Source organism: Uliginosibacterium sp. 31-16 (assembly GCF_030730865.1).
Classification (GTDB): domain Bacteria; phylum Pseudomonadota; class Gammaproteobacteria; order Burkholderiales; family Rhodocyclaceae; genus Uliginosibacterium.
The window spans coordinates 1393624-1416410 of sequence record NZ_JAVALZ010000001.1 but is presented as its reverse complement, the minus strand read 5'-3'; the positions used below and the strand labels follow the sequence as shown (position 1 = coordinate 1416410).

The window sequence follows — 22787 nt, the reverse complement described above, 5'->3', positions numbered from 1 at the left end:
CCCGATCAAAAGGCCAAAGTCGACAAGCGCAGGATTGATCTGGAAACGGAATGTCCCTTGCTCTCCTGAAAAGCCGCGCCCTGTGCGGCATGGACGCGCCGGAAGTCACCGTCGAGGTGCATCTGGCCAATGGTCTGCCGGCGATTTCGCTGGTCGGCCTGCCGGACACCGAGGTCAAGGAGGCTCGCGACCGCGTGCGTGCCGCGCTGCTGACCTGCCAGTTCGAGTTCCCGAACAAGCGGGTAACCGTCAATCTGGCTCCGGCCGATCTGCCCAAGGAGAGCGGGCGTTTCGATCTGCCGATTGCCATAGGCATTCTCGCGGCTTCCGACCAGATCAAATCCGCCACGCTGGACCGATACGAACTGGCCGGCGAACTCTCGCTCTCCGGGGAACTCCGCCCGGTACGCGGTGCGCTGGCGATGGCCTGGCGTGCCGCACAAGCCGGCCGCACCCTGATCCTGCCCGCCGAAAACGCCTCTGAAGCGGCGTTGGTACAAGGTATCACCATCCTGCCTGCGCGCAATCTGCTGGAGGTCGCCGCCCACTTCAACGGTCATGCTGCGCTCGAAGCCTTCACAGGCGCACCACTTACCGGCGAACCGAACTACCCCGATCTGGCTGACGTGAAGGGTCAGGTGCAGGCCCGGCGCATGCTTGAAGTCGCCGCCAGCGGCCTGCACTCGCTGTTGCTCTACGGCCCGCCCGGCACAGGCAAATCCATGCTCGCCAGTCGCCTGCCGGGACTCCTGCCCCCGTTAAGCGAAGCCGACGCACTGGAATCCGCCGCGATCCAGTCACTCGAAAGCCGCTTCGATCCGGCACGCTTCCGCACCCGCCCGTATCGCTCGCCCCATCACTCTGCGTCAGCGCCGGCACTGGTGGGTGGAGGCATGTACCCGCGCCCAGGCGAAATCAGCCTCGCCCACCACGGCGTGCTGTTTCTCGACGAGTTGCCGGAGTTTGACCGGCGCGTCCTCGAAGCGCTGCGCGAACCGCTGGAAACCGGCCACATCACCGTTTCGCGTGCGGCCCAGAGCGTGGATTTCCCGGCCCGCTTCCAGTTCGTCGCGGCCATGAATCCCTGCCCCTGCGGCTATCTTGGTCACCCCACACGCGCCTGCCGGTGCACGCCGGACCAGGTCGCGCGCTATCGCGGCAAGCTCTCTGGCCCGCTGCTGGATCGCATCGATCTCAGCATGGAAGTCGGCAGCCTCTCGGCTGACGAATTGCAGAACGCCCCCACTGGCGAATCTACGGCCAGCGTACGCGAACGCGTGATCGCCGCACATGCCCGCCAGCACGCACGCCAGGGCAAGGCCAACGCCCATCTGGATGCCGGCGAGATCGACCTGCATTGCCCGGCCGACGACAAGGCCAAGGCCCTGCTGCGGCAAGCCATCGAACGCATGGGGCTGTCTGCCCGGGCGTACCACCGCACCCTGAAGATCGCCCGCAGCGTTGCCGATCTGGCTTCCGCCGAGGTGATCAGCGCTGCGCATGTGGCCGAAGCCGTGCAATACCGGCGCGGTCTGCCCGGCGAGTCGCGCAAGTGAACGCCATCAATCCCTACGCCCCGCCCAAAGCGGAGCTGGATCTATTCCTGGAGAGGCAGTACTGGCGCGACGGCAAGACCCTGGTCCTGCGGCGCAACAGCGCATTGCCCCCGCGCTGCGTGAAATGCAATGCCGTGACGGATGGTGAAGCCGCCGTGCGCAAGCTGCACTGGGGCAGCCTGCTGACGCTGCACTACCGCAAGGTGAAACTGGATATTCCGCTGTGTGCCACGCACTCCCGCCGTTACCGGCGCGCACGCAGCGCCCGCCTCACCTTGCGCTGGCTCAGCCTGGCGCTGGTTGCCGCATTTTTCATCGCCCCGCAGCTATCCCGGGCATTCACTCTCTCCGGGTATTTCGTCCTGATCCCGATCGCCCTCCTGCTCGGTGCGCTGGCGCAGCGCATCCTCTCCGCTCTGGAGCAGCCCCTCAAGCCGCTCCGCATCGATGCCGATTTCACCCGCCTGCGCGGCGCAGACAAAACCTTTCTCGATTCGCTGCTGGACTTCCCCGGGCGCTGAATCTTTTTCACTCAAGGAAAACCATGACCACCTTCACCCAAGTCATCCTGTACACCGATACCGACGGCCGTGCGCGTTTTCGCGACGAGGAAATCCCGCTGACCGAAGGCACGCCAGCCTCGCGCCTGTCTCAAGTGCAAGCCGCCAGCGGCGTGCAGTTCCGCCAGAGCCCGGTCGGCTTCCGCAGCCAGATGCACTGCACCGGTGCCCCGCAATGGGTGTTCATCCTCGGTGGTGGCATGGAGATCGGTCTGGCCGACGGCAGCTCGCGCGTGTTTCTGGCTGGCGAGCATTTCTACTCGGCCGACGTGCTGCCCGAAGGCGCCACCTTCGACCCCTCGATCCACGGTCACTGGAGCCGCCAGGTCGGCAACCAGCCGCTGGTCACGATGTTCGTGAAGGGCTGAGCCTCCCGCACCCGGCTTCCGCGTGTGCCCTGAACAGGCGCACGCAGCCTTGTTCTCCGGGCATGCAGCCCGCTCATCCAGGCTGCATGCGGCTCTCCCGGCGCCTCACTTGCAAGACCATGCAAAAAACCGTGAATCGCTGCGAAGTCGCTTGGCAGGGTGGCGTACGCCCGCCAATACTGGCCTGACCAGCCACTTCGTGGAGCGTGTTCATGTCCAGACCTCTCGTGTACGGCAGCGGCCTGCTGCTCCTGCTCATCAGCCTCGCCACCGGCGCCGCCACATCCAGCAGCAGCTCGGGCGGCAGCGCTCAGCCCCCGGGCCCACCACCCGAGGCGGTCGCAGCCTGCAAGGGCAAGACCGAGGGCAGCGAAGTCAGCTTCACCGGACGCAAGGGCGAAACCTTCACCGGCATCTGCCAGACCAGCAACGGGACTCTCGCCGCCGCACCCAAGGGCGGGCGTCCCGGCGGCAACGGCAGCCCGCCACCGGCCCCACGCTGATGGGCATTGTCATCCCTCTGCGCCCCCAGCCTCGGCAAGCGCGCCGGCGCTGGCGCGAGCGCCCCGTTCCGGCCTCCTTCTGGCAGCACCAGGCGGCAGACCCTCAGGCAGACGTGTCCGTCCCGGCCGGGGCGGACGCCTACACTCCCGACATGCCCACGCTCACGCCGGAGCCACCATGTCCGCCAGCCTCGCCGACCACCCCGAACGTGCCCTCATCCACCACCTGCTCCTCGCCCCCGGCCTCGCCCCGCTCGCCGTCACCACCAACCCGCTTGCGGTGAGCTTCCGCATGCAGATCGAAGCCTGCCGGCCCGACCACGTCCGCGCCAGCTTCCACATCGACACCGGATTCACCCAGGGCAACGGCGTTGTACAAGGCGGCATCCTCGCTGCCATGCTCGACTTTGGCATGATCTTCGCCGCCTTCACCCGCACCGACACCGGCCACACGCTCGCCACCGTCACCCAGACCACCAACTACCTGCGCCCCGCCCTGGCCGGCGATTTCACCGTCGACGCCGAAGTCGAACGCGCCGGGCGCCTGCTCATCCACACCCGCGCCACCCTCAGCAGCACCGACGGCAAACCTGTCGCCACTGCCAGCGCCCCCATTGCCCTGATCCCCTTGCCCCACGCCAGTTGAGCTGCAGTGCCGTCTCTGGTTTGCAGCTTGAACCGACATCTTGATACGGGTAAACCATAATTTTTTTCGTCGTACACACTTAAGATGTGGCGCAGATTGCCGCAAACAGAAGCTCGCCCGCATTCCCCGCAAACAGATCATGAAAACCACCATCGCCTTCCGCCTGCTCCTGATCGTCATCTTCTCAGCGATCACCGCGCTGACCGTCGGCCTGGTCGGCATGCTGGCCACGGGTTCGCTGACAGATTCGCTGCGCAAGGCCCAGTCGGTCACCGTGCCGCAGGTGAATTCCCTGCACCGGATCATCGGACAGTCGCTGCGCGTACGTGTGCATGTCTATAACCACGCGAGGGCCGAAACCACCGAGGAGATGGACAAGATCGAGAAGGCCATGACCAAGAGCATGGCCGTGCTGTGGGAAGAGGTGGGCAATTACGAGAAGCTCGTCTCCGACCCGAAGGATCGGGAGATGCTGGAGGCCGACAAGGAGAGCCTCAAGGTTTTCGAAGCCTCGCTGGCGCCCGTCGTTGCGCAGAATCGCCAGAACATCCCGAATGATCCTGAGGCCAAGAAGCTGATCAATGCCGTCGTGAAGACCTCGGCCGATGCAGCGCGCAGCCTCAACGCCCACTACGAGCAGCTGTTCAAGGACATCGAAGCGGATCGCACCGCAGCGGAAGCCGCTGCAAGCCGTCATCGCAGCATCTCGTGGGCCGTCATCATCATCGGCGTGGGCCTGATTGCCTGTTTCGGCCTGCTGCTGGTGCGCAGCATCCGCAGCACCCTCGCCGGTGTGCAGGGTGCGATTACCCGCATCGAAGGCGAGCGCGATTTCCGCATCCGCGCGCCGGAAGCCGGCCAGGATGAACTGAGCCGGATGGGCGCCAGCCTGAACCGCCTGATCGGCTCGATGCAGAGCAATCTGCAGCACCTCGGCGAAAACGCCAGGGATGTCGCCGGCAAGTCCCGCCACATGGCCGGCACCGCGCAACAGGTGTCCATGTCTTCCGGCCAGCAGAGCGAATCCGCCTCGGCCATGGCTGCCGCCATCGAAGAGCTGACCGTCAGCATCGGCCACATCGGCGACCGCGCCTCGGAGGCCAACCAGCTCTCGCAGGACTCCGGCCGGCATGCGCAGGAAGGCGGCCAGATCATCGGCCAGACCGTGCAGGACATCCACGAAATCGCCAGCACCGTGAACGAAACCAGCTCGCGCATCCGCATCGTCGAGGCCGAGAGCGACAAGATCTCCTCGGTCGTGGCGGTAATCCGCGAAGTGGCCGACCAGACCAACCTGCTGGCGCTCAACGCCGCGATCGAAGCCGCCCGCGCCGGCGAACAGGGCCGCGGCTTCGCGGTGGTGGCCGATGAGGTGCGCAAGCTCGCCGAACGCACCGCCAACTCCACTCGCGAAATCACCACCATGATCGACGGCGTGCGCAATGGCGCCAAGGACGCGGTTAACAGCATGGCCATTGCCGTCGATCGCGTCAGTATCGGCGTGAGCCGCGCCGAGGGCGCCAGTCAGGCCATCGCCCGCATCAGCGAGACGAGCAGTCAGGCGGTGGAGATGGTGCGCGAGATCACCGACGCCATCCGCGAACAGAGCGCCGCCAGCCACAGCATTGCCCAGCAGGTCGAGCGCATCGCGCAGATGGCGGAAGTCGGCAACGAAGGCGCTGCCATGAGCGCCGCCGCCGCCCATGAGCTTGATACGCTGGCGGCCTCGATGCAGCAGATCGTCCAGACCTACAAACTCTGAACGGGCATTCATCGCACCAGGAAAAACGGGCCGCAATCGCGGCCCGTCTGCTTTGCCGGAAAATCGCCCCTGAACAAGGCAAACACTGCCTGCGGCCGGCAGCACAGCCGATCATTGATGCTGCCCACAAAGGCGCATGCAGACTGCTTCTTCAGCAAGCCATCCCGCTAAGCCAAAGATAGCGCGCGTTTACAGGCAGGCCTGCTGAAGACGCCCGCCCCATGCGGCTTTTCAGGCTATCACACACAACCCTGCCATTTCACTGCAGGCTGAGGCGCAGGATCTGCCCGTCGGTCTCGTCGGTAGTGAGGTAGAGGCCGCCGTCCGGCCCGACGCGGATGTCGCGCACGCGTTTGCCGACAGGGATGCGCTCGGCGCCGGTGATGCGGCTGCCGTCCAGCGTGAGACGGTGCACGGCCTGATCCTTGAGGGCGGCGACGAACAGGTTGCCGCGCCAGCCGGCGGCTTTGTCGCCCGTGTGGAAGACGAGGTTGCCGGGAGCGATGGAGGGGTCCCAGTAGCATTGCGGCTGGGCCATGCCGGGCTTGCTCTGGCCTTCGCCAATCTTGAAGCCGGTGTAGTGCACGCCGTAGCTGATCACCGGCCAGCCGTAATTGCTGCCGGCGCTGAGCAGATTGATCTCGTCGCCACCACGCGCGCCATGCTCGACCAGCCACAGCCGGTCGCTGCCCGGCTCGCGGGTGAGGCCTTGCGGGTTGCGGTGGCCCAGTGAGTACAGCTCGGGCAGCCAGCCGGCGCGGCCGGCGAAGGGGTTGTCGGCCGGCACGCTGCCATCCGGGTTCAGGCGCAAGACCTTGCCGAGGCTCTGCTGCGGGTCTTGCGCGGGTTCGAACTTCTGCCGCTCGCCGAACGCGGCGTACAGCTTGCCGTCGGCGCCGAAGGCAAAGCGCACGCCGAAGTGGCCGTTGCCGGAGACTTTCGGCGTCTGGCGATAGATCACGCGCAGCTCGCGCAGAGCCAGCCCGGCGTCATCGAGCCGGGCACGCGCAATCGCGGTGCCGGCACCGCCTTCGCCCGCTTCGGCGTAGCCGAGGTAGACGATGCGGTTGCGGGCAAACTCGGGGTCCAGCGCCACATCCAGCAGGCCGCCCTGCCCGCGTGCCATCACCGCCGGCGCCCCGGCGAGCGGAGCGGAGAGCTTGCCGTCGGCGGTCACGATGCGCAGGCGGCCGGGGCGCTCGCTGACGAGCATTCGCCCATCCGGCAGGAAGGTCAGTGCCCAGGGGTTCTCCAGCCCGCGGGCGATTTCGGTGAGCTGTACGCGCCCTGCGCTGGGCGCGACGCTGGCATCGCAGCGCAAAGCGGTGGGGGTCTGAGCGTGGGCGCTGCCGAGGCAGGCGAGCAGGGTCAGGGCAAGAGGCAGGCGCATGAGAGTTCTCCGGTCACGATCCGCTTTCGGCAAATTGATCCGGCGGAGGTTCCGCACCGCGCGCCAATCGCGCCAATCGCCCGCTTCGTCGCCAGGCCAAAACCGGCATTCACCCGGAGGCCTCGCGCAAAGCCGCATCCAGCAATGATCTCCAGCCACCTTGCGGCAAGAGCAGCACAGCGCCTGCCGGCGCCGGCAGGCAGGCTGAAGAAGCCCGCCACAAGCGGCTCTTCAGCCTATCGAAATATCGCCATTCCCTGATCCGGATTTCTTGAGAATGGCGCCATGCTGGACGGTGCCGGGCGGATGAGGCTGCTCGCCGTAGCGCAGGCCTTCGGGATGGGTTTCGGTGGCGAAGACGCTGTCGTCACCCACATCGCCCGGCAGTGCGGGCGGCTCGGGCTGGTAGAGGGCTTCGGCGATGAGGTCGGCAACCTTGATCTCGGGCTTGCGCATGATGAGTCTCCTTACGGATCAGCTGCCCCAACGCAAACGGGCCGCAAAAGCGGCCCGTTGCAGGTGTTGCGGAAAGCGCCGATCACACTTTGTGATAGACCTCGGCGCCTTTCTTCACAAACTCGACCGACTTGGTTTCCATGCCCTGCTTGAGCGCATCGATCTCGCTGATGCCTTGCGCGGCGGCGAAGTCGCGCACGTCCTGGGTGATTTTCATCGAGCAGAAGTGCGGGCCACACATGGAACAGAAGTGAGCGACCTTGGCGCCTTCGGCAGGCAGGGTTTCGTCGTGGTAGGAACGCGCGGTGTCCGGGTCGAGACCGAGATTGAACTGGTCTTCCCAGCGGAACTCGAAGCGCGCCTTGCTCATCGCGTTATCGCGGATCTGGCTGGCTGGGTGGCCCTTGGCCAGATCGGCGGCGTGGGCGGCGATCTTGTAGGCGATGATGCCGGCCTTCACATCGTCCTTGTCCGGCAGGCCGAGGTGTTCCTTGGGCGTCACGTAGCACAGCATGGCACAACCGTACCAGCCGATCTGTGCCGCGCCAATCGCCGAGGTGATGTGGTCATAGCCCGGCGCGATGTCGGTGGTCAGCGGGCCGAGCGTGTAGAACGGCGCTTCGTCGCACCACTCCAGTTGCAGGTCCATGTTCTCCTTGATGAGCTGCTGCGGCACGTGACCGGGGCCTTCGATCATCACCTGCACGTCGTGCTTCCACGCGATTTGCGTGAGCTCGCCGAGCGTCTTCAATTCACCGAGCTGCGCTTCGTCGTTGGCATCCCAGATCGAGCCGGGACGCAGGCCGTCGCCGAGCGAGAAGGCCACGTCGTAGGCCTTCATGATTTCGCAGATCTCTTCGAAGTGCGTGTAGGTGAAGTTTTCCTTGTGGTGCGCCAGACACCACTTGGCCATGATCGAGCCGCCGCGCGATACGATGCCGGTCATGCGGCTGGCCGTCATCGGCACGTATTTCAACAGCACGCCGGCATGGATGGTGAAGTAGTCCACGCCCTGCTCGGCCTGCTCGATCAGCGTGTCGCGGAAGATTTCCCAGGTCAGGTCTTCGGCCTTGCCATTCACCTTCTCCAGCGCCTGATAGATCGGCACGGTGCCAATCGGCACGGGCGAGTTGCGCAGGATCCATTCGCGCGTCTCGTGAATGTTCTTGCCGGTGGACAGATCCATCACCGTGTCACCGCCCCAGCGGATCGACCAGGTCAGCTTGTCGACTTCTTCCTGAATGCTCGACGACACCGCGCTGTTGCCGATGTTGGCGTTGATCTTGGTGAGGAAGTTGCGGCCGATGATCATCGGCTCGCTCTCGGGGTGATTGATGTTGTTCGGGATGATGGCGCGGCCACGGGCGACTTCGTCGCGCACGAACTCGGGCGTGATCACCTCCGGAATCGCCGCGCCGAAGCTCTGGCCCGGGTGACGGCGGCCCATGAAGGCGGCCATCTTCTCGCCGTTCGGCCCGCTGGCCCTCAGCGATTCGATGTAGGCGGCGCGGTTCAGGTTCTCGCGGATCGCGATGTATTCCATCTCCGGCGTGATGATGCCTTTGCGCGCGTAGTGCATCTGGCTGACGTTGGCGCCGGGCTTGGCGCGGCGCGGCTTGCGCTGCAGATTGAAGCGCAGCTCGTCGAGACTCTGGTCGGCCTCGCGGCCACGCCCGTATTCGGAGGAAAGATGCGGCAGCACTTCGGTGTCGCTACGCTCTTCGATCCACTTTGCACGCAAGGCAGCCAGACCGTTGCGCACGTCGATCTTCGCGGCCGGATCGGTGTAGGGGCCGGAACAGTCATACACGTAGATCGGCGGATTCGATTCACCCCCCATGCCGGTGGGCGTATCGCTCTGGGTGATCTCGCGCATCGGCACGCGGATGTCTTCACGCGAGCCGGTGAAATAGACCTTGCGGGAATTCGGCAGGGGGGCAATCGCGGCTTCGTCAACGTGGGCTGACGCGGCGATGAATTGTTCTTTTGCGTTCATTGGGGCTCCAATCTTCATTCGGTCGCAGCGCGACGCTCTGTCGCCTCTCCCAAAAACGGAGGAGGGGAAATATTGCGCGGGAGCTGGAATGAAGACGTGCGCGCGGAGCCGCGGCACTCGCCTTCCCTACGCCGGCATGACCCGGATCAGGTTCCAAGGGACTCTCTCACCACCGGCACACACCCCGATGGACCCCCAGCGAATCGCTGCACCATACTGAAAACCTCGCGCCGAGGCAACCGCCTGCCCTTCGTCGCCCAACGCTAAGCCCCCGCAGCAGACGGTCGTTAATTCGTCCATTCCTTGTTTCCCCGGATTCAGCATGTACAAGACCCGCCTCTGCTTTTTCGCTCTGGCTCTGCAGGCCATCACCGCCTGCAGCCTGCTTGAGGAAAAGCCCGAGCCGGCCCCGGCCCCACCTCCCGCACCAGCGCCTGCCCCGGCGCCGGTAGTGGACGAGCTGCCTTATCCGCCGCTGCCACAGGCGGCCCCCAAGCCTGTGCCAAAGCCACGCCCGGCACCCGCGCCGGCCAGCAAGCCGGGCAAGGTGAGCGCCAAACCGGCACGGCCGGCAGACACCACGGAAGCACTGCCTGCCAGTGCTCCCGCTCCGGCAAGCACGCGCCGCGCGTCCGCCAAGGCGGCGCCGGCAAATGCCCCAAGCGGGCCGGACTGGCTGCAGTACTGCAGCTACCGCCAGCAGAGCGGCGACGCCATCCTGTGCGACGCAAACACCCTGCTCGCCCAACCCTCGGCCAAGGTGCAGGTGTATGTGCGCGAGCCGGCACTGGTGCGCGACCGGATCATCCTGCGCGAGGGCCTGCCCAAGCTGTACCGCTTCTTCGTGCTGCCCTGAACGGTCAGGTTCCGGCCACTTTCACAGGGCGCCGGCCTCAAGATTGCCCCGGTTTTTGCCGCTAAACCCGATTGGTCGTCGAATGCCCCGGGTGCCGCCATGCGCAAACTGTTTGCCTGTCTGTCTTTATCTCTCGCCCTGCCTGCCATGGGCGCCGACTGGGTGTCCGTGGCCAGCGACAAGCTGCGCACGGTAGAGATCGACCGGGGCAGCGTGATGGACTCCGATGATGGCAGCAAGGTCGCCTGGGGACGCATCGTGCTGAGCGATGCGCAAGCCGCCAAGGCCGGCTACAAGACGGTGCGCGCCCTGAACCGCTACGACTGCCACACCCGCTCATTCACCATCGTCAAACGGGTCTATCTGTCGGCCGATGATGAAGCGCTGCACGAAGAGGCCGTTAATGCAAAAGTCGCCACGCCAGTCCGCCCCGGCACGGTGGATGAGCGCTTTTTCAACACGGTCTGCCCGCAGCCGGTCAAGGCCAAGACCAAAAACCTGAATCTGAACGAACTGGCGCGCGAAGCCGAGCGTCGCGCCGCAGAAGCGGCCAAGTCCGTCCAGAATCGCCCGGGCAGCACGCGTGAACCAATGGCCCGTGCAGACCTGAAACTGGTCAAGGATGTCGCCCCGGCATCCGACACACCAGCCCCGAAAACTGCTGAAAAGATCCCGGCCGAAGCGGCGCAGCCAGTCAGCCCGGCCGCCGGGGTCGCGCCACGCACCAGCACCGCCCCCATGACGACCTATCGCAGCAGCCCGCCACCGGCGTACAGCCCGAAGCCGGTCGCACCGAAGGCGCCGAAAGCCCGCAGCCCCGAGCCGGCAAGCGTCGCCGCGCCACTCCCACCGGCGCACAATCCGCATGCCCACTGGAGCTACGAAGGAGAGACCGGCCCGGAATTCTGGGGCTCGCTGAGCCCGGAGAACAGCACCTGCCGCACCGGCACGCGGCAATCGCCCATCGACATCCGCGAGGGCATCAAGGTCGACCAGGAGGCGATCCAGTTCGATTACAAGCCTTCGTATTTCCGCATCATCGACAACGGCCACACGATTCAGGTGAATTACGGTCAGGGCTCCCGCCTTGCAGTGATGGGGCGCGAGTTCGAACTGGTGCAGTTCCACTTCCACCGCCCCTCGGAAGAACGCATCGAAGGGCGCGCCTTCGACATGGTGGCGCACCTTGTGCACAAGGATCTGAACGGCAAGCTGGCGGTGGTTTCCGTGCTGCTTGAAGGCGGCAGCGCCAACCCCTTCATCCAGACCCTGTGGAACAACCTGCCGCTTGAACAGAACGCGGAATACACCCCGAAAACACCGCTCCAGATTGCCGACCTGCTGCCCGCGCGCCGCGATTACTTCGCCTACATGGGCTCGCTGACCACGCCGCCGTGCACCGAGGGCGTGCTGTGGCTGGTGCTCAAGCAGCCGGTCCAGCTCTCGGCAGAACAGATCGGCGTATTCGCGCGCTTCTACGCCAACAACGCCCGCCCCGTGCAGAACCCTGCCGGACGCGTGATCAAGGAATCACGCTGAGCCGCCTGCGGCAAACGTTTCAGCACGATTGCCGGAGACCCGCTCCTGGAAATGGCTGCCGGCATGCATGCCGCAAGACCCGCGCCACACAAGCCTTTCCAGCCGGTCTGCCTGAAGAGGCCCGCCAGACGCGGCTCTCCACGCTCAGCCCTCGGTAGTCGACACCGCCGCCAGGGTCTTTTTCAGGAAACGCTCCAGCCGCACATCCGCCGCGTAGGCCACGTTCAGGCGTAACCAGGGCGAGGCCTGTGACTGCGGGCGAAACAGGGTACCCGGCGCGAGGATGATGCCTTCGCGCGCGGCCGCGGCTGCCAGGTCGACCGCATCGTCCACCCCCGGAATCCGCGCCCAGATGAAGATCCCACCCTGCGGTGCGATGAAAGGCGTGAGCCCCACCCGGTCCAGCATGCGCAGGGCCCGCGCACAGCCCTCGCCCAGCCGCGTGCGCAGGCGCTCCACGTACTTGCGATAGTGCCCTTCGGTGAGCATGCGGTGGACCATGTCTTCCGCCGCTTCGGGTGTCGCCAGACTGGTCAGCACCTTGATGTCGGTCAGCGCCTCGGCAATGTCCGGCCGTGCCGCCACGAAACCCACGCGCAGGTTGCCGGACAGCGTCTTGGAAAACGAGCTGATGTAGACCACCCGATGCAGGTGGTCCAGCGCAGCCAGCCGGGTCGTGACGCCGGGATGAAAATCGCAGTAGGTGTCATCTTCGACGATGTGGAAATCATGTCGCTCCGCGCACTGCAGGATGCGATAGGCATTCGCCGGCGAAAGACAGGCACCGGTCGGGTTGTGCAGCACCGACTGGGTGAAATAGACCTTCGGCTTGTGTTCGGCGGCGAGCTTTTCAAGCATGGCCGCGTCCGGCCCCTCCGGCGTCCAGGGCACGCCGATAAGGCGTGCGCCGTGCAGGCGCAGACAGCCGAAGAGCGAGAAATAGCCAGGGTCATCGACCAGCACCGTGTCTCCGCGGCGCACGAAGTGGTGGATCGCCATGTCCAGCCCCTGCGTGGCGCCATGGGTCAGCACGATCTGTCCGGGCTGGGCAGCAATGCCCAGCTCGCCGAGCTTGAAGGGCAGATGCTGGCGCAGCGGCAGGTAGCCTTGCGGACGACCATAATCGCTGAGGTTGGTGTCGGGATTGCGCAGCATGGCGCGCAGCTGGCGACGCACGCCTTCCTCGTCCAGCCAGCTGCGCGGCAGCCAGCCAGCGCTCGCCCGCAGGCCCTCGGCGCCCGCATCCAGTGCCTGCCGCATCAGCCAGGCCGCATCTACAGCCCCCCGCTCCATCGACGCAGGTGCCGCCGTCGGCGCCACCTCGGGCAGGCTGCGGTTGGCTACATAAAAACCGGAGCCGCGCCGCGACTGCAGATAGCCCTGCGCAACCAGCCGGTCATACGCCTCGACTACCGTGAAGCGGCTGATGCCATGCGCCTCGGCGAACTGGCGGATCGCCGCCAGGCGCGCGCCGGGGCGCAGTACGCGGTCATCGATCTGCCCCCGGACAGCCGTGACAATCTGGTCCACAAGGGGAATCCCGTTCTGGGCGGAAAGACTGATCTGCAACATGTGACTCCCTTTCTGAACAAGGCTGGCCCGGCGCCCCGACCGGTACAGAGCGAAGGATTGCCTGCCAATGTGTATCGGTTATATCAGAAAAGTGTCCGGTATTGTCCAGTCGCACAACAGCACAAAGGGAGAGCGAGCATGTCCGGAGAATTCATTGAATCATCCCGCTTCCAGCGCTGGGCCAGCCGCACGGCCCTGGTGCTGGCCTGTATTGGCGTTCCGTGTCTGCTGGCCCTGGTGGGCGAGTCGATCCGCAATGCAGATGCTCCGCAGCAAACCATTGATGCCGCCCGTCAGGTGCTGTTTGTGGCTCAAGCCGATGGCGCCGTCCGTGTCCTGCATCTGCGCAACACGGTGGGCGAGCTCGGCATGCTGCGCGCGCCCCAGCGCCACCAGGTGCTGGATGTGGCACTGGATGCCAGCGGCCGTCGCCTGTGGGTACTCGGTGACGATGCGGCCTACTGTTACGATGCCTACAGCTTGCGCCTGATTGAGCGCAGCGAACTGGTCACGGGGCTGGGCAGCCGCTTCGCACAGGTCGGCATGAATTCCTTCGCGCTGATCCATGACCGGGATGGCAGAACGGGGGAAAGAACGGTGCTGCAATGAAAAACGGGATTCAGCAGTTCGTGGTAGATGCTTTCGCCAGCCGGCCGTTCAGCGGCAACCCGGCTGCGGTCTGCCCGCTCGCTCACTGGCCGGAAGACGCTCTGCTGCAGGCGATTGCAGCAGAGAACAATCTGTCGGAAACCGCCTTTTTCGTGGCCGAAGAGGAGGGCTTCCGCCTGCGCTGGTTTACGCCGCGGGCCGAGGTCGATCTGTGCGGACACGCCACACTGGCCAGTGCCCATGTACTGTTTTCGCAGCTGGGTTACACCGGCCAGCAGATCGCGTTTTTCACCCGCAGCGGCACGCTCACGGTGCGGCGTGACGGCGAGATGCTGGTCATGGACTTTCCGGCCCGCGAAGCGCTTGCGTGCGCCCCCTCGGCAGCGCTGTCGACGGCGCTGGGCGCTGCGCCTGTGGAGCTGCTGGCGGCAGACGTGTATCTCGCCGTGTTCGCCGACGAAGACGCGATCCGCGCCCTGCAGCCGGATATCGGCCTGATCGCCGCCCTCGACAAGCGCGCCGTCATCGTCACGGCGCCCGGTCGCGAGGTGGATTTCGTCAGCCGTTACTTCGCGCCCAAAATGGGCGTACCGGAAGATCCGGTCACCGGCTCGGCGCACTGCCTGCTGACGCCATTCTGGGCAAAGCGGCTGGGCCGCACTACCTTGCAGGCTCACCAGCTTTCGGCCCGCGGTGGGGTGCTGCACTGCAGCCTGCAGGGCGCACGCGTGCTGCTGGCAGGCCGGGCACTGAGCTTTTCGCAAGCCACCCTGTTCATTGAATACTGAGTCGCGTCATGAAAACCATCGGCTTGCTGGGTGGATTGAGCTGGGAATCCACCGTCCCGTATTACCGCATCATCAATGAAGCCGTCCGTGCCCAGCTCGGTGGCCTGCATTCCGCACGGATCGTGCTCTACAGTTTTGATTTCGACGAAGTCGCCGCACTGCAGAAGGCCGGCGAATGGGATGCCTCCACCCGCCTGCTCGGCCAGACCGGCGCCGCGCTCAAGGCCGCCGGGGCGGACTGCATCGCGATCTGTACCAACACCATGCACCGGCATGCGGCCGAGATCGAGCAGCTCGCCGGCATCCCGCTGCTGCACATCGCCGATGCGGCGGCTGGCCCGATCCGCGCGGCCGGCTTGCGCAAGGTCGGTCTGCTCGGCACGCGTTTCACGATGGAAGACCGCTTCTATCAGGATCACCTGCTGCTGCACGGCATTGAAGCCATCGTACCAGACGAAGCCGGGCGCGAGATCGTGCACCGGGTGATCTACGAGGAATTGTGTCAGGGCATCATTCGCGCCGAATCACGCACCGCGTATCAAGCCATCGTGGCCGCCCTGGCCGCACGCGGGGCGGAGGGCATCGTGCTGGGCTGTACCGAAATCCCCATGCTGCTGCAGGCCGGTGACTGTGCACTGCCACTCTTCGACACCGGGCTGATCCACGCCGGATACATTGCACGCTGGGCGCTGGCTGATCACTGACAGGCCGGAGACCCGCCTATGGCGGACTTCTTCAGCCGGCCAGCCCGCTCAGGAAGGACCAGCAAAGGTCTTCGGCATGGCATGCCGAAGGGGCTTGCCCGATGCGGCTCTTCAGGCAGCTACTTGCGCACCGGCAGGCTTGTAAGGCGGGCACCGCGCTTGCGCGCGCTCTTGACCGCCGTCGCCAGCCCCCCCGCCATGCTGCCGCCGTGCGCATGGGAAATCGCCACCGCCAGTGCATCGGCCGCATCGGCCTGCGGGTCGCCTTCGAGCTGCAGCAGGCGCTTGACCATGTGCTGCACCTGCTCCTTGTTGGCCTTGCCGTAGCCGACCACCGCTTGCTTCACTTGCAGCGCCGTGTATTCAGCCACCGGCAGATCACGGCTCACCAAGCCGCAGATCGCCGCGCCGCGCGCCTGCCCGAGCAGCAGCGTGGATTGCGGGTTGACGTTCACGAAGACAATTTCGACCGCCGCCTCGGCCGGGTGATACGTGTCGACGACTTCCTGCACCCCGGCCAGAATCACCTTCAGGCGCTCGGGCAAGGAGCCATCCGGCGACTTGATGCAGCCACTGGCGATGTAATGCAGCTGACTGCCTTGGCGTTCAATGACCCCAAAACCCGTGATGCGCAGACCCGGGTCGATGCCGAGGATGCGGGTGAAGGGAAGTGCGAGCGGTGCGCTCACCTCACACCCGCTTGAAGACCAGATCCCATACGCCATGCCCCAGGCGCAGACCGCGCGCCTCAAATTTGGTCAGCGGACGGTAATCAGGTTTGGGGGCGTAGTCGGCCGCAGTATTCTGCAGCAGCGGCTCGGCCGAAAGGGTTTCGAGCATGAACTGGGCATACTCTTCCCAGTCCGTCGCACAGTGCAGATAGCCGCCGGGAGTCAGGCGCTCGGCGAGCTGGCGCACGAAGGCGGGCTGCAGGATACGCCGCTTGTGGTGACGCTTCTTCGGCCAGGGATCGGGGAAATAAACATGGATGCCGGCGAGCGAATCGGGCGCCAGCATGTCGCGCACCACTTCGGTCGCGTCGTGCTGCATCACGCGCAAATTGGTCAGGCCCTGCTCGTCGATGAGCTTGCACAGATTGCCCACGCCGGGGCCGTGCACCTCGATGCCGATGAAATCGGTATCCGGCAGAGTGGCGGCGATCTTCGCGGTGGTGTCGCCCATGCCGCAGCCGATCTCCAGCACAACCGGCGCCTTGCGCCCGAAGGTGGCAGCGTAATCCAGCGGCGCTTGCTTGTAGGGAATCGCAAAGCGCGGCAAGAGTTCGTCCATGTAGCGCCTCTGCGCGTCGGACATACGGCCCTGGCGCAGCACGAAGGAACGGATGGGCTGGCGCGAGAAACGGCCGGTAGGCTCGCCCGCAGTTTCCTGCCCGGGCTTGTTATCAGATTCGTTCATGCAGTGACTCAGCTACCAATCAAACCGGTGGTCGGCGAACTCGGCGTAGCCGAGTAAAGTTTGCGTGGCATGCGCCCGGCGCGAAAAGCTTCGCGACCGGCTTCGACCGCCTTCTGCATCGCGCCAGCCATCAGCACCGGATCATTGGCCTTGGCGATCGCGGTGTTCATCAGCACTCCGTCACAACCCAGCTCCATGGCAATCGCAGCGTCCGAGGCTGTGCCGACACCCGCATCAACGATCACCGGCACCTTCGATTGCTCGATGATCAGCTTGAGGTTCCACGGATTCAGGATGCCCATGCCGGAGCCGATCAGCGACGCCAGAGGCATCACCGCGACACAGCCGATGTCTTCGAGCATCTTCGCCTGAATGGGATCATCCGAGCAGTAGACCATGACCTTGAAACCGTCTTTCACCAGCACTTCGGCGGCTTTCAGGGTTTCGGGCATGTTCGGGAAGAGCGTGGTCTGGTCGCCCAGCACTTCGAGCTTCACGAGATCGTGACCATCGAGCAGCTCACGCGCCAGACGCAGGGTACGGATCGCCTCATCGGCGGTGTAGCAGCCTGCGGTGTTCGGCAGGTAGGTGAACTCCTTCATCGGCAGCGCATCGAGCAGATTCGGCTCGTTGGCGTTCTGGCCAAGATTCACGCGCCGCACCGCAACGGTAACGATCTGCGCACCGGAGGCATCAATCGCCCGGCGGGTTTCGTCAAAATCCTTGTACTTGCCGGTACCTACCAGCAAACGGGAATGGTATTCACGGCCGGCAATCAGCAGCGGATCGGTCATTTTTGCAGTCCTGAGAAGAGTGAATCAACCGCCGCCAACGGCAACGACGATTTCGAGCGCATCACCATCAGCCAGCACGGTTGTGGCATGCAAGCCCTTTGGCACAATCTCGCCGTTACGTTCAACAGCAAGCCGCTTGCCCACGAGCCCGAGCTCTTCAAGCAGGTTCAGCACGGTGCTGGCAGGGGGCATCTGGCGGGCTTCGCCATTGAGGGTGATATGCAGCATGAGGGCTCTTTCGCGGGCCATGAAGGCAGGCCCGAAGCGGCGCCGAGTTTAACATGTGCCCGAAAGCCAAGGCTTGCGCAGGGCCGTGCCCGGCCCTACAATCGCGGCCTGCCTTGCAAGAAGGCAGCTTGAGCGGGCGTCGTATAATGGTAATACCCTAGCTTCCCAAGCTAGAGCCGTGAGTTCGATTCTCATCGCCCGCTCCACTTCAAGGCCAGCCCGCAGCTGGCCTTTCTGTTTTTTGCGGCAGCCAGAAAACAGAAGCCCGCTTGCGCGGGCTTCGCTATGGGCCAGATTTGTTTTCTACTACATCAGGCCGCCCTTCAGCAGCATCTGCATATCAAAATCCTCACTCCGTCCCCGCGGGCCTGTTACACGATCACCAAGCAGGTGTGTCAGTCTGTCAGGCGGAGCAATTTCGTCATGCAGGCCTTCCTGTTCGCACACTTCATCATCACGGTATTTCTGGTGCTCGATACCAGGATACGCAGCTTCCATCAGTCTCATGATCACTCCTCCTTGGCAAAATGAAGCAGGAACCTTGTTGCCTGTACTTCATGCTATGCAAGGAAAGCGCTGATATTTATCAGGGTTTTCGAGAAACCCGGGCATTCCCCATCGTGGGTAAACCCGCCACCCGCCTGGTTCTGCGGACTAACTGCGTTGAAAAGTGTCGCACTGCTTGAGGCTGCCGCTATCGAATCCACGCCTGAACCACTGCATCCGCTGAACCGATGATCCATGAGTAAAACTGTCAGGAGTGACATAGCCACGCGCCTTTTTCTGCAGCGTGTCATCGCCGATTGCCGTTGCTGCGCCAAGCACTTCCTCAATATCTCCGGCCTCGAGCACTTGCCGTTCCTGATTCGCGTAATGCACCCAGATTCCGGCAAGGCAGTCTGCCTGCAACTCGAGCTTTACTGACAGTGCATTGGCCTGCGCCTCGGGCAGACGCGAACGTGCCTGTTGCACTTTTTCGGAAACGCCAAGCAGCTTCTGAACATGATGCCCAACCTCGTGGGCAATCACGTAAGCCTGCGCCGCATCGCCAGGAGCCTTGAAACGCTGCTGCAAATCGTCGTAGAAACCGAGATCGATATAAACCTTCTCGTCAGCGGGGCAATAGAACGGTCCCATCGCGGCCTGTCCGGTGCCACACGCAGTTTCGGTAGCGCCCCGAAAAAGTACCAGCCGCGGTTCGACATACTGTTTGCCGGCATTGCGGAACAAGATGCCCCAGGTCTTTTCAGTATCGGCCAGCACCTGCGAAACAAAGTGCTTGAGCGCTTCTTCGTGGGGAGAGGCATTTACCGGACGGGCATCCTGTTGCGACACAGAGGACACCTCGGTGCCGTTCAACAGAAAGCTCGGATCGATACCGAAATACCAGGCGGCAATTGCCAGCACCACAGTGCCTATCCCGATCGAGCGACCTCCAATCCGACCACCACGCCGATCCTCGACATTGCTGCTTTCTCCGCCGTCTTCGAAACGCATGTTTGCCTCTCTTGAGGATCAGGTGTTCATTGCATTCTGGCACACGGGGATGCAGGCAAAAACGGGGCGAAAAAAAAACGGGAAGCCACTTCAGTGACTTCCCGTCCCAAATTGAGGAAATCCGTCTCGGATTTCCCTCCCCCTTCTTGCGGTCTCTCGCCCGCAACCGCAGCCACTGGCTACGGTCATAAACTGTTTCGCAAACCGGGCCCCCAACGGGCCCGGCTGCCGGTGCTGCTGCGCTGATCGCTACCCAAACTGCAGCAGGTGCGGTCACTTATATGGCGTTCTCTGATGGAACGCCGGTCTCCTCACTCCCCATGGTGTGCCCTGGCGCTTGTCGGCGCGGAGCTGACTCCGTGGTGAAAACATTCTTACACATCATTTGAACTAATGGGGCTATCAGTTTTGCTTTTTCCCTAAAAACTTTTTTATCGTGGTTTTCCCGCAACACGTCTGCAACAAATCCGTGCGTCAACGAAAAGGGCGCGGAACAAATGTTCCGCGCCCCGTATAGGTTCCCCCACATGTGCCGTCGAGCCGTATTCCTGAACCTGGGTTCAGGGGGTCATCTACCCGGCCGCTTCAGGTGCACCCGGCTAAGGGGCGCTCACAACAGCGGCTTGGTGGGCCGACAACCATGTCACGTAGACATTGGTTCAAGGAGTTTAAGGCTCCAACGAACACCGCAGGGGAAAGCCTGCTGGGCCGCGCATGTTGCATGCAACCCTTGATATCTTTATGGGTCAGGAATCCACAAACTTCTGTGAGGACATCCCCTGACTTCACAGCCGGTCTAAAAAAGCTTCTCCTGTACAGCTGAAGCCTGATCGATTCTTTCGACCATGGCAACAATTCTACGCTGGTACGCAGGCATGTCCAGAACAGACGTACGCTGCGCCACCACCGCCTCATGCGCAATCATCAGCGCGCACATCACCGCAGTGGATTCGCTGCCCGAGGAGTTCTTGCCGAGCAACTGTTGCAGCTTGTCGTTAACCATCACGACGGCCGCTTGCAAGGTTTCCTTTTCTTCGGGCTTGACCGAGACCTGATAGTCCCGACCCATGATCTGGATGGCAATGGTTTCGTTTGCCATCAGGCTTCATCCTCGACGGGCAGGCGGGCCAGCAAACGCTCAATCCGGTCAGTCACCAGACCAACCTTTTCGGCCAAGCGGTGATTCTCAACCTGCAAGGTTGCAACGCGAGCAGTCAGCTCGCGGTTTTCGCTGCGCAAGCCCTGATATGCCTCAAGCAGCGAAGCAAGTCGGCTTTCCAGATTGGTCAGTTCGGCATCCATGACAGGGATGGTAGTGCCGGGGCCGGAAGCAGGTCAAGGCAAGCCGCCTTGATCGACGCGTCAGATGCCGTACGGTAGAATCCGCCCTGCTTCAGGTGTCTGCGCGAAGCCTTTCACGCAGATTAAACGGGAAGCCGGTGCGCCCTTCACATGAAGCCGGCCAAGCCGGCACTGCCCCCGCAACGGTAAGCGAGTCAAGACGCAGCAGGCAGCCACTGTGCTTTCGCACGGGAAGGCGCTGCGTTGGAAGAGTCTTTCTTCACTCGCGAGTCCGGAGACCGGCCCGAAGCCCAACGAGGTGCATTGCGGAGGGCGATGACCGGAACGCCTGTTCGCGATCCGCCTTTTCTCCTTCCCGACACCCCGCCCTTATCTATCACCCGTGCGGGCGGCACGGAAGGAGCTTCGTCTTGAAATTCAATCGCAACAAAGTCCTGCCAGCGGCTATTGCGCTGGTTCTGTCCCCATCAGTCTTCGCGCAAGCGCAGGAAACCGAGCTTGAGCCGGTTGTCGTCACCGCCAATCGCGTGGCGCGCACCGCTGACGAAACCTTGTCTTCGGTCACCGTCATCACGCGCAAGGAGATCGAACAACAACAAGTCCAGTCCGTCTCCGACCTGTTGCGTGGCCTGCCGGGCGTGCAACTGGTCAATAACGGCGGTCCCGGCAAGGCAACTTCATTATTCCTGCGCGGCACCAGCGATGGTCACACTCTGGTGCTGATTGATGGCGTAAAGGTCGGTTCAGCCACCAGCGGCAGCGCCTCGCTGCAGGACATCCCGGTCGAGCTGATCGAACGCATCGAGCTCGTGCGTGGCCCGCGTGCCAGCCTGTACGGATCGGAAGCAATTGGTGGCGTAGTGCAGATCTTTACGAAAAAAGGCCCCCAGCCTCTCAGCATCAGTCTGTCCGGCGGCACCCGCCATACCTTCGAAGGCGCGGCGGCTGGCGGGTTTGGCTCGCCGGACGCCTGGCTGAACCTCGCCACCTCCGGTTTCACAACCAGTGGCATCAATGCCCGCAACAACTACACCGAGGGCGACCGGGACGGTTACTCCCGCAACTCGGGCAGTGTGCGCGGTGGCGGCCGCATCGGTGAAAAGCTGAGTTTCGACCTGCAGGCTTTGCATACGGAAGGCCGCAACGAGAACGATGGCAGCCCCAATTCAAGCGACGTTCAACAAGATGTTTATGGCGGCAACCTGCGTTTCGTCCCGAACGACAACTACAGCAGCAGCGTCCGTCTGGCACAAAGTCTGGACGCCAGCCGCAACTTCACGAACGAGAAGTTTTACTCCCGCTTTGATACCCGCCGGTCTCAGGCCGCATGGCAGAACGATGTTACCTTGAGCAAAGGTCACCAGCTCGTCGCCGGCCTCGACTATCAGTATGACGAGATACTCAGCTCAACCCCGTATGAGCGCAGCAAACGCACCAACCAGGCTGCCTTCGCGCAATACCTGGCAGATCTGGGGGCCTTCGATCTGCAATTTGCCGCACGCCACGACAAGAACGAACAATACGGGCATCACAACACAGGCAGTGCAGCTGCGGGCTACACCTTTTCGCCTGCCCTGCGCCTGCGTGCAAGTTATGGCACGGCGTTCAAGGCACCCACCTTCAATGACCTGTACTGGCCGGGCGCAGAAAGCCCCGATCTGCAGCCAGAAAAATCCCGCAGCAGCGAGATCGGTGCCAGTGGCAAGCGTGGCGACTTCAATTGGCAGATCAGCGCCTTCCGTACTGACGTGAAGAACCTCATCGCCTGGGCACCCGCCCCGACTCCCGCCGACCCTTACCGCTGGGCGCCCGACAACGTTTCTGCCGCACGCATCAAAGGTCTGGAGCTTGGCGCCAATCAACGATTTGGCGATACAAAACTCGCCGCCAGCGTGACCTTCCTCGACCCGAAGGACGTGTCAGGTAGCAACAGCAAGCTGCTCGTGCGGCGTGCCCGTCAGTCAGCCCGTTTCGACATCGACCAGCCGTTTGGCGCGTGGTCCTTCGGTACCAGTCTGAATGCGGTCGGCAAACGCTACAACGATGCCGCCAACACGGTAAAGCTGGGCGGCTATGCCACACTGGATCTACGCGCCGAATACAGCATCGACAAGGAGTGGCGCGTCCAGACCCGCATCGAGAATGCCCTCGACAAACGCTATGAAACGATCGATGGCTACAACCAGCCTGGCATCGGCGCTTTCGTGACCGTGCGCTACCAACCGAAGTAAGATCGGCCCGCAGC

General features: G+C 63.6%; 24 protein-coding genes, 1 tRNA gene, 1 other RNA gene and 2 riboswitches. Of the genes, 13 read left to right on the top strand and 13 right to left on the bottom strand.

Features of this window, described 5'->3' with window-relative positions; genetic code table 11:
• Positions 1-50 precede the first annotated feature (50 nt).
• From Q9Q94_RS06590 to Q9Q94_RS06565, 6 genes are all read left to right on the top strand, one after another.
• Positions 51-1556 (top strand): YifB family Mg chelatase-like AAA ATPase, encoded by a 1506-nt coding sequence (locus Q9Q94_RS06590; RefSeq protein ID WP_305979226.1) that lies wholly within the window; start codon positions 51-53, stop codon positions 1554-1556.
• On the top strand, positions 1553-2077 hold the full coding sequence (locus tag Q9Q94_RS06585) for a hypothetical protein (RefSeq protein ID WP_305979225.1): 525 nt from the start codon (positions 1553-1555) through the stop codon (positions 2075-2077). Before Q9Q94_RS06590 ends, Q9Q94_RS06585 begins: the two co-directional genes overlap by 4 nt.
• 23 nt (positions 2078-2100) lie before the next feature.
• Entirely contained in the window at positions 2101-2484 is a 384-nt protein-coding gene (locus Q9Q94_RS06580; RefSeq protein WP_305979224.1) for a hypothetical protein, read from the top strand.
• A 212-nt stretch (positions 2485-2696) separates the two neighbouring features.
• Positions 2697-2987: a hypothetical protein gene (locus tag Q9Q94_RS06575; protein WP_305979223.1), complete on the top strand. Its 291-nt coding sequence runs from the start codon at positions 2697-2699 to the stop codon at positions 2985-2987.
• Positions 2988-3165: 178 nt separating this feature from the next.
• Positions 3166-3633 (top strand): PaaI family thioesterase, encoded by a 468-nt coding sequence (locus Q9Q94_RS06570; protein WP_305979222.1) that lies wholly within the window; start codon positions 3166-3168, stop codon positions 3631-3633.
• Positions 3634-3772: 139 nt separating this feature from the next.
• Positions 3773-5395, top strand: coding sequence for a methyl-accepting chemotaxis protein (locus Q9Q94_RS06565; protein WP_305979221.1), 1623 nt, complete (start codon positions 3773-3775; stop codon positions 5393-5395).
• Between the two features lie 259 nt (positions 5396-5654).
• Here the strand turns inward: Q9Q94_RS06565 and Q9Q94_RS06560 are convergent, their stop codons facing one another.
• The 3 genes from Q9Q94_RS06560 to thiC all read right to left on the bottom strand — a co-directional run bounded on the left by Q9Q94_RS06560 (position 5655) and on the right by thiC (position 9237).
• Entirely contained in the window at positions 5655-6785 is a 1131-nt protein-coding gene (locus Q9Q94_RS06560) for a PQQ-dependent sugar dehydrogenase (RefSeq protein WP_305979220.1), read from the bottom strand.
• Positions 6786-7016: 231 nt separating this feature from the next.
• Positions 7017-7241, bottom strand: a complete 225-nt coding sequence (locus tag Q9Q94_RS06555) for a hypothetical protein (RefSeq protein WP_305979219.1) — start codon at positions 7239-7241, stop codon at positions 7017-7019.
• Positions 7242-7323: 82 nt separating this feature from the next.
• Positions 7324-9237: a phosphomethylpyrimidine synthase ThiC gene (gene thiC, locus Q9Q94_RS06550; protein WP_305979218.1), complete on the bottom strand. Its 1914-nt coding sequence runs from the start codon at positions 9235-9237 to the stop codon at positions 7324-7326.
• Between the two features lie 105 nt (positions 9238-9342).
• A riboswitch (TPP riboswitch) is annotated at positions 9343-9444 on the bottom strand.
• A gap of 115 nt (positions 9445-9559) precedes the next feature.
• On the opposite strand from thiC, the gene Q9Q94_RS06545 reads away from it, so the two are divergent.
• Together Q9Q94_RS06545 and Q9Q94_RS06540 are read left to right on the top strand one after the other, a co-directional pair.
• Positions 9560-10093, top strand: a complete 534-nt coding sequence (locus Q9Q94_RS06545) for a hypothetical protein (RefSeq protein WP_305979217.1) — start codon at positions 9560-9562, stop codon at positions 10091-10093.
• A gap of 99 nt (positions 10094-10192) precedes the next feature.
• Positions 10193-11632 carry a carbonic anhydrase gene (locus tag Q9Q94_RS06540; protein WP_305979216.1) on the top strand — a complete coding sequence of 480 codons (1440 nt, stop codon included), beginning with the start codon at positions 10193-10195 and terminating at the stop codon, positions 11630-11632.
• 144 nt (positions 11633-11776) lie between these two features.
• Here Q9Q94_RS06540 and Q9Q94_RS06535 read toward each other — a convergent pair whose 3' ends face one another.
• Complete coding sequence (locus Q9Q94_RS06535; RefSeq protein WP_305979215.1) at positions 11777-13204, bottom strand: PLP-dependent aminotransferase family protein; 1428 nt, start codon at positions 13202-13204, stop codon at positions 11777-11779.
• Between the two features lie 138 nt (positions 13205-13342).
• Between Q9Q94_RS06535 and Q9Q94_RS06530 the strand changes: the two genes are divergently transcribed.
• Genes Q9Q94_RS06530 through Q9Q94_RS06520 form a run of 3 tightly spaced genes read left to right on the top strand, consistent with a single transcriptional unit; the run spans position 13343 to position 15305 of the window.
• Entirely contained in the window at positions 13343-13813 is a 471-nt protein-coding gene (locus tag Q9Q94_RS06530) for a hypothetical protein (protein WP_305979214.1), read from the top strand.
• Positions 13810-14601: a PhzF family phenazine biosynthesis protein gene (locus tag Q9Q94_RS06525; protein ID WP_305979213.1), complete on the top strand. Its 792-nt coding sequence runs from the start codon at positions 13810-13812 to the stop codon at positions 14599-14601. Before Q9Q94_RS06530 ends, Q9Q94_RS06525 begins: the two co-directional genes overlap by 4 nt.
• A gap of 8 nt (positions 14602-14609) precedes the next feature.
• A complete protein-coding gene (locus Q9Q94_RS06520; RefSeq protein ID WP_305979212.1) occupies positions 14610-15305 on the top strand; it encodes an aspartate/glutamate racemase family protein in 696 nt (231 codons plus the stop codon).
• A 119-nt stretch (positions 15306-15424) separates the two neighbouring features.
• Here Q9Q94_RS06520 and ruvC read toward each other — a convergent pair whose 3' ends face one another.
• Genes ruvC through thiS form a run of 4 tightly spaced genes read right to left on the bottom strand, consistent with a single transcriptional unit; the run spans position 15425 to position 17743 of the window.
• Entirely contained in the window at positions 15425-15994 is a 570-nt protein-coding gene (gene ruvC / locus Q9Q94_RS06515) for a crossover junction endodeoxyribonuclease RuvC (RefSeq protein ID WP_305979211.1), read from the bottom strand.
• A gap of 1 nt (position 15995) precedes the next feature.
• Positions 15996-16721, bottom strand: a complete 726-nt coding sequence (trmB, locus tag Q9Q94_RS06510; RefSeq protein ID WP_305979210.1) for a tRNA (guanosine(46)-N7)-methyltransferase TrmB — start codon at positions 16719-16721, stop codon at positions 15996-15998.
• Positions 16722-16729: 8 nt separating this feature from the next.
• The gene (locus tag Q9Q94_RS06505; RefSeq protein WP_305979209.1) at positions 16730-17515 is read right to left on the bottom strand and encodes a thiazole synthase; all 786 of its coding nucleotides are present in this window, start codon (positions 17513-17515) and stop codon (positions 16730-16732) included.
• A gap of 24 nt (positions 17516-17539) precedes the next feature.
• Positions 17540-17743 carry a sulfur carrier protein ThiS gene (thiS, locus tag Q9Q94_RS06500; RefSeq protein ID WP_305979208.1) on the bottom strand — a complete coding sequence of 68 codons (204 nt, stop codon included), beginning with the start codon at positions 17741-17743 and terminating at the stop codon, positions 17540-17542.
• Positions 17744-17875: 132 nt separating this feature from the next.
• Between thiS and Q9Q94_RS06495 the strand changes: the two genes are divergently transcribed.
• A tRNA-Gly gene (locus tag Q9Q94_RS06495) sits at positions 17876-17949 on the top strand.
• Between the two features lie 100 nt (positions 17950-18049).
• On the opposite strand, the gene Q9Q94_RS06490 is transcribed toward Q9Q94_RS06495, so the two are convergent.
• From Q9Q94_RS06490 to Q9Q94_RS06470, 5 genes are all read right to left on the bottom strand, one after another.
• Positions 18050-18250 carry a hypothetical protein gene (locus Q9Q94_RS06490; protein WP_305979207.1) on the bottom strand — a complete coding sequence of 67 codons (201 nt, stop codon included), beginning with the start codon at positions 18248-18250 and terminating at the stop codon, positions 18050-18052.
• A gap of 147 nt (positions 18251-18397) precedes the next feature.
• Positions 18398-19240: a neutral zinc metallopeptidase gene (locus tag Q9Q94_RS06485; RefSeq protein ID WP_305979206.1), complete on the bottom strand. Its 843-nt coding sequence runs from the start codon at positions 19238-19240 to the stop codon at positions 18398-18400.
• Positions 19241-19756: 516 nt separating this feature from the next.
• Positions 19757-19938, bottom strand: a non-coding RNA gene (ssrS, locus tag Q9Q94_RS06480) — 6S RNA.
• Between the two features lie 98 nt (positions 19939-20036).
• Positions 20037-20339: a cell division protein ZapA gene (locus tag Q9Q94_RS06475; RefSeq protein WP_305979205.1), complete on the bottom strand. Its 303-nt coding sequence runs from the start codon at positions 20337-20339 to the stop codon at positions 20037-20039.
• Positions 20339-20542 carry a hypothetical protein gene (locus Q9Q94_RS06470; protein WP_305979204.1) on the bottom strand — a complete coding sequence of 68 codons (204 nt, stop codon included), beginning with the start codon at positions 20540-20542 and terminating at the stop codon, positions 20339-20341. The genes Q9Q94_RS06475 and Q9Q94_RS06470 overlap by 1 nt, the downstream gene beginning before the upstream one ends.
• Before the next feature lie 76 nt (positions 20543-20618).
• A riboswitch (cobalamin riboswitch) is annotated at positions 20619-20844 on the top strand.
• A gap of 108 nt (positions 20845-20952) precedes the next feature.
• Between Q9Q94_RS06470 and btuB the strand changes: the two genes are divergently transcribed.
• Positions 20953-22773 (top strand): TonB-dependent vitamin B12 receptor, encoded by a 1821-nt coding sequence (gene btuB / locus Q9Q94_RS06465; protein WP_305979203.1) that lies wholly within the window; start codon positions 20953-20955, stop codon positions 22771-22773.
• Positions 22774-22787 lie beyond the last annotated feature (14 nt).